The sequence below is a fragment of the Acinetobacter sp. YH12039 genome, assembly GCF_013420015.1.
Lineage (GTDB): Bacteria > Pseudomonadota > Gammaproteobacteria > Pseudomonadales > Moraxellaceae > Acinetobacter > Acinetobacter amyesii.
The window spans coordinates 62,241-68,449 of record NZ_VOZA01000014.1 but is presented as its reverse complement, the minus strand read 5'-3'; the positions used below and the strand labels follow the sequence as shown (position 1 = coordinate 68,449).

Here is a 6,209-nt window from a genome sequence, read left to right as displayed (position 1 = left end):
CAATAGCAAGAGTGAACCACCTGATCCCTTCCCGAACTCAGAAGTGAAACCTCTTAGCGCTGATGGTAGTGTGGGGTTACCCATGTGAGAGTAAGTCATCGCCAGCTCATTATTCGAAACACCCCCTTCAAAGCGAAGGGGGTGTTTTTTTATGTGTGGTGAAAAGGAAAATAGAGTGAAATTAATAATATATCTAATTAAATAATTCATTTATAAGGCGAATTGTTCCTAATAAAAGAATAAATTAGCTGAATAATGTGTCTAAAAAAGACAAAAAATCGGGCGTTCTGTTCAAAATTATGCTATAAAAAATAAAACGGCATAAAAATTGCTTATAAAGTGCGGTTAATTATAGGGGGAGTTATTAATGAAATTAGCGATGGGGTTAAAGGTTGCCAATTCCTTATCATTAACACCTCAATTACAACAAGCCATTCGTTTATTACAGCTTTCAAGTTTGGAATTGGAACAAGAAATTCAAATCCAACTCGACAGTAATCCTCTATTAGAGAAAGTTGAAGAACAAAATACCGTTGAAAGTTTAAATAGCTTACAAGAACAAGAAAGGGAAAATAAAGACTTAACCAATGAATTAAATGCCGATCATTTGCCTGATGAGTTACCGGTAGATACGGAGTGGGATGATGTTTATACGCATCAACCTACAAGTTTAGGTGCTGCTGAATTTGAAGAGCGCGAAGATAATCGGCAGGGGCATCAAAGTTTACAAGCACATATGCTTGAGCAAGTTAATCTTTTACACTTTTCTGTGATCGATAAACTAATTGCACACTGTATTATCGATGCTTTAGATAACAAAGGTTTTTTAGATTGTGACTTAAATGAAATTACCCAATCTGTTCAGCATCTTTTAGATTCTATGGATTATGAAGAAGAAGTCGAAGATGACGAAGTTTTGGTGGTTTTAAAGCATATTCAGCGTCTAGATCCTTTAGGTGTAGGTTCACGTAATCTCGCTGAATGTTTAATGGTACAAGTTGAAAATCTTCCTGATCATATCGAATATCGATATGAAGCTATTTTATTATTGAAAAATTATGAGTTGCTGATTACCAATGAATTACCTAAGTTAATTAAGCAAACGGGTTTAAATACGGAACAACTTAAACTAGCCATTTGTTTGTTAAAAACATTAAAAGCACATCCAGGGCAAGAGTTTGAAGATAAAGATTCAGACTATCAAATTCCAGATGTAGTGGTGCTAAAAAAGAATGAACATTGGTTGGTACAGTTAAATCCTGATGTAATGCCAAAGCTACGAGTGAATTCTTTCTATGCCAATATGATCAAGCGTGCAGATCAAAGTGACGATAATCAATATTTACGTAATCAAATGCTTGAAGCTAAGAATTTCATTAAAAGCATTGATGAACGACATAAAACTTTATTAAAAGTGGCAACCTGTATTGTGGAGCATCAACGAGCGTTCTTTGAACAAGGGCCTGAGGCAATGAAGCCTTTGGTCCTGCGAGATATTGCGGAAGAAGTTGAACTCCATGAATCCACAGTTTCCCGTGTAACCACAAATAAATATATGCTCACACCACGTGGATTATTTGAGTTGAAATATTTCTTCTCAAGTCATGTTGGAACATCGTCTGGTGGGGAAGCGTCTTCGACGGCAATTCGTGCAAAAATTAAAAAGTTGATTGCAGAAGAAAATACACGTAAGCCTTTGTCTGATAATGCAATTGCAGTTTTGCTTAATGCAGAAGGTATTGATGTTGCTCGTCGTACAGTTGCGAAGTATCGTGAATCGTTACATATTCCATCATCTTCAGAGCGAAAAGTGTTGATCTAAATTTGAAAATCTGACTATTCTAGAGGTTCATTATGACGAAATAATGAATCTCTTTTTTTATAAGGAATGGCCGAAATGATCTGATTGTGTAAATGTATGCTTCGCATATTGAGTTGGATGATTCGGCTTGAACTTTTCCAGTCCTGAAAGAAGGTGAGGGATAGAATTATGCAGATTACAATTCGTGGCCATCATTTAACAATTACGCCAGCAATAGAAGAAAATATTCGTCTTAAATTTGCGGAAATGACCAAACATTTAGATCAGGTCAATAGTATGCAAGTCAAACTGACTAAAGATCATCAGGTTGATAAACGTTCAAAAAAAGGTAGTGATAATCATATTGCGGAAGCGATTATACGATTACCTGGGACAGAACTTTTTGCACAAGCGTGCGCTGATGATATGTATACCTCGATCAAAAAATTGTCTGAAAAATTAAAAAAACAATTACATAAACATCGAAAAATGCAGCTCATTTATATGCCTTTAACGGTTTAGATTGTAAATTGTACAAAAAGAGGTTTTTTATAACCTCTTTTTTTATATATATAATGTATGTGACTAATGAATTATTTTTTAGATTTATAGTAAAATGACGGGTTTTACACCGTTAGTCCTATATGGGGTCTTGTGATGAATAGTGAACAGCTCACTGAAATTTTAAAAGCTGCTTTTCCAGAAGCTGAGGTTGCAGTTAGTGGGCAAGGCGGCAAATTTGATCTACGCATCGTCGATGATCAATTTGAAGGCAAACGTCCTGTTGCTCGTCAACAATCTGTTTATGCACCTTTGAACTCCTACATTGCCAGCGGTGAAGTACATGCAGTAACAATTCGTGCAATGACCAAAGAAGAATGGCGCAAAGCAAGCTTATTCGGAGCTTAATAATTAATGGATAAATTTCTGATTCAGGGCGGTACTAAGCTCGAAGGTGAAGTTCGTATTTCTGGTGCGAAAAATGCTGCATTGCCATTACTCGCTGCAACTATTCTTGCGGATACACCTATTACATTAACCAATGTACCAAATCTTAAAGATGTGAACACCTTAGTGAAATTGATCGCAGGTTTAGGTGTTCAAATTAGTTATGAAGGTGATACGGTTAAAGCAGATGCTTCTAGCCTAGATAACCAATTTGCACCATATGAACTCGTGAAAACCATGCGTGCATCTATTTTGGTGCTAGGCCCGTTATTGGCGCGCTATGGTAGTGCAAAAGTGTCTTTGCCGGGTGGATGTGCAATTGGTTCACGCCCTGTAGATCAACATTTAAAAGCTTTAGAAGCACTTGGTGCTGAGATCGAAGTTGAAGCAGGTTATGTGCATGCCAAAGTGGATGGTCGTCTAAAAGGTGGCGAAGTTGTCTTTGATATGGTCACAGTTGGTGGTACTGAAAATATTCTAACTGCTGCGGTTCTTGCAGACGGTGTAACGACCATTCGTAACGCGGCTCGTGAACCTGAAATTACCGATCTTGCTAATATGTTGATCAAGATGGGTGCAAAAATCGAAGGTTTGGACACAGATACTTTGGTTGTTACAGGTGTTGAAAGCCTACATGGCTGTGAATATGCCGTTGTTGCTGATCGTATTGAGACAGGTTCTTATCTCGCTGCAGCAGCGATCACTGGCGGTAAAATCAAAACCACACATACTGATCCAAACTTGTTGGAGTCTGTGCTAGATAAATTTGAAGAAATGGGCGCGGAAGTTACGCGCGGTGAAGATTGGATTGAACTGGATATGATGGGTAAACGCCCGAAAGCAGTTAGTTTCCAGACTTTACCACATCCAGAATTTCCAACCGATATGCAAGCACAGCTGATGGCTGTGAATGCAATTGGTCGTGGTTTTGCCACAATTTCTGAAACGATTTTCGAAAACCGTTTCATGCATGTACCTGAATTAGCACGTATGGGTGCCAATATTCAGGTTGAAGGTAATGATGCTGTTGTTACAGGTGTAGAGAAATTATCTGCTGCACCCGTGATGGCAACTGATTTACGAGCTTCTTTCTCATTGGTTTTAGCAGCACTTGCCGCTGATGGGGAAACGTTGATTGACCGTATCTATCATATTGACCGTGGTTATGAAGATGTTGAAGCGAAGTTACAAGGTTTAGGTGCCCAAATTAAGCGAGTAAGTTAATGAGCGATATGAGAAACGATGATCCCAATTTTGACGTAATGGGCAATTTTGATCATGGTTTAACTTTAGCATTAAGTAAGGGACGTATCTTAAAAGAAACTTTGCCATTGTTGGAAACAGCTGGCATTAACTTATTGGAAGATCCGGATAAATCTCGTAAGTTAATTTTTCCAACGACCCATAAGCACGTACGTATTTTAATTTTACGTGCTTCTGATGTACCAACTTATGTTGAAAATGGTGCTGCAGATATTGGGGTGGCAGGTAAAGATGTGCTGATGGAACATGGTGCACAAAATGTGTATGAACCATTGGACTTAAAAATTGCCAACTGTAAGTTAATGACGGCTGGTAAAGTTGGCATGGTTCGTCCAAACGGTCGTTTAAAGATTGCAACCAAGTATGTCAATTTGACCCGTCAATATTATGCAAGCTTGGGCGAGCAAGTGGATGTGATCAAACTTTATGGTTCTATGGAACTTGCACCATTGGTTGGTTTAGGCGATTACATTGTCGATGTTGTGGATACAGGGAACACTTTACGTGCCAATGGTTTAGAGCCTTTGGAAGAAATCTGTAAAGTGTCTTCACGTTTAATCGTGAACAAAGCAAGCTTTAAACGTAAACAAATTTTGTTGAATCCAATTCTTGCACAGCTAGAAAAAGCCGTGGAAGAACGCGAGCAAGCAAAAAAAGCATAAGTTGTTAAGTTTCTAGCTATGCTGATCAAACCGCTCAAATTTGGGCGGTTTTTTTATGAAAACTGAAAAATAATGATAAAACTGTATTTTCATCAATTTTAACGAAAGTTATTTTCAATAAAACTCCACATGAACACATGCGATAGATGTCCACAAGCTGCTGTAAAACAGGTAAACTAATCTTTTCCAATAGATTACCTTGTGGGTAAATTGATGCGACGTTTATCGACTCAAGATCAAAACTTCAAGCAAGCTTTTGCTGACTTGTTGGCTTTTGAAACTGTGAATGATCCAGAACTTTTAAAAACCGTTGACCAAATCATTGCTGATGTTCGTCAGCATGGTGATGCTCATGTTCTTAAATTGACACAGCAGTTCGATCGACATCCAGCGCATCAATTCTCAGAATTAGAGCTGACACAAGAACAGCTGAAAGCAGCATTTGATGGTTTAAGTTCAGAAGTGCGTGAAGCCTTAGAACTTGCTGCGAACCGTGTTCGTGAATTTCACCAAGCGCAAAAGCAAGACGGCTGGACCTATGTTGATGCTTTAGGAAATACGCTTGGTCAAAAAGTCACACCGCTGGACCGTGTGGGTATCTATGTGCCGGGCGGTTTAGCTTCTTATCCGTCTTCTGTATTGATGAATGCTGTACCTGCGCATGTTGCTGGTGTGCCTGAAATTATTATGGTGGTGCCTGCGCCGAATGGTGATTTAAATCCATTGGTTTTGGCAGCAGCTTATTTGGCTGGCGTACACCGTGTATTTACCATTGGCGGCGCGCAAGCGGTTGCAGCATTGGCTTACGGCACAGAAACCATCCCATCTGTAGATAAAATCACTGGCCCGGGCAACCGTTTTGTTGCGGCAGCAAAACGTGCAGTATTTGGTCAAGTTGGCATTGATATGATTGCAGGGCCATCCGAAATTTTGGTCTATGCAGAAGGTCAAAACAATGCTGAATGGCTGGCGATGGATTTGTTGTCTCAAGCGGAACATGACACTGTGGCTCAAGCGGTGTTCATCACGCCAGATGCGGATCTTTTAGATCAAGTGGAACAATGGATTGAAAAGCATTTAGAAGCATTGCCTAAAGCGAATATCGCGCGCACTTCAATTGAAAACCGTGGTGCATTAGTTTTAGTCAAAGACCGTGCTGAAGGCGCTGAATTGATTAACCAGGTTGCGCCTGAACATTTGATGCTGTGCTTAGATCAAGCGCAGGAAATGGCTGAAGATATCCGCCATGCCGGTGCAATTTTTATGGGTCGATATACGCCTGAAGCGATTGGTGATTACTGTGCAGGTCCAAACCACGTGTTGCCTACTTCGGGCACAGCGCGTTTTTCATCACCGCTCGGTGTTTATGATTTCCAAAAGCGCTCAAGTTTAATTATGTGCTCTGAAGATGGTGTGAAAAGTTTAGCGAAAACGGCTGATACATTAGCGGAGCAGGAAAACTTAGATGCGCATGCGCGTTCAGCACGTTATCGTTATCAGTAAGAAAATATAGACTAGGTGAAAAACTTAGTTTT

6 protein-coding genes and 1 rRNA gene are annotated in these 6,209 nt (G+C 39.6%); all 7 read left to right on the top strand.

From position 1 onward, the window contains the following. Positions 1-107 (top strand): 5S ribosomal RNA (gene rrf / locus FTT98_RS08355); the annotation flags it as partial. Positions 108-367: 260 nt separating this feature from the next. Continuing rightward, complete coding sequence (locus tag FTT98_RS08350) at positions 368-1,822, top strand: RNA polymerase factor sigma-54 (RefSeq protein ID WP_180177249.1); 1,455 nt, start codon at positions 368-370, stop codon at positions 1,820-1,822. Between the two features lie 168 nt (positions 1,823-1,990). After that, entirely contained in the window at positions 1,991-2,323 is a 333-nt protein-coding gene (gene hpf / locus FTT98_RS08345; RefSeq protein WP_078191195.1) for a ribosome hibernation-promoting factor, HPF/YfiA family, read from the top strand. Positions 2,324-2,458: 135 nt separating this feature from the next. After that, positions 2,459-2,710, top strand: a complete 252-nt coding sequence (gene ibaG / locus FTT98_RS08340) for a BolA family iron metabolism protein IbaG (protein ID WP_078191194.1) — start codon at positions 2,459-2,461, stop codon at positions 2,708-2,710. A 6-nt stretch (positions 2,711-2,716) separates the two neighbouring features. Next, positions 2,717-3,973 (top strand): UDP-N-acetylglucosamine 1-carboxyvinyltransferase, encoded by a 1,257-nt coding sequence (gene murA / locus FTT98_RS08335; protein ID WP_180040838.1) that lies wholly within the window; start codon positions 2,717-2,719, stop codon positions 3,971-3,973. Continuing rightward, positions 3,973-4,674, top strand: coding sequence for an ATP phosphoribosyltransferase (gene hisG / locus FTT98_RS08330; protein WP_180040840.1), 702 nt, complete (start codon positions 3,973-3,975; stop codon positions 4,672-4,674). The genes murA and hisG overlap by 1 nt, the downstream gene beginning before the upstream one ends. A gap of 201 nt (positions 4,675-4,875) precedes the next feature. Continuing rightward, complete coding sequence (gene hisD / locus FTT98_RS08325; RefSeq protein WP_180040842.1) at positions 4,876-6,177, top strand: histidinol dehydrogenase; 1,302 nt, start codon at positions 4,876-4,878, stop codon at positions 6,175-6,177. Positions 6,178-6,209: the final 32 nt, after the last annotated feature.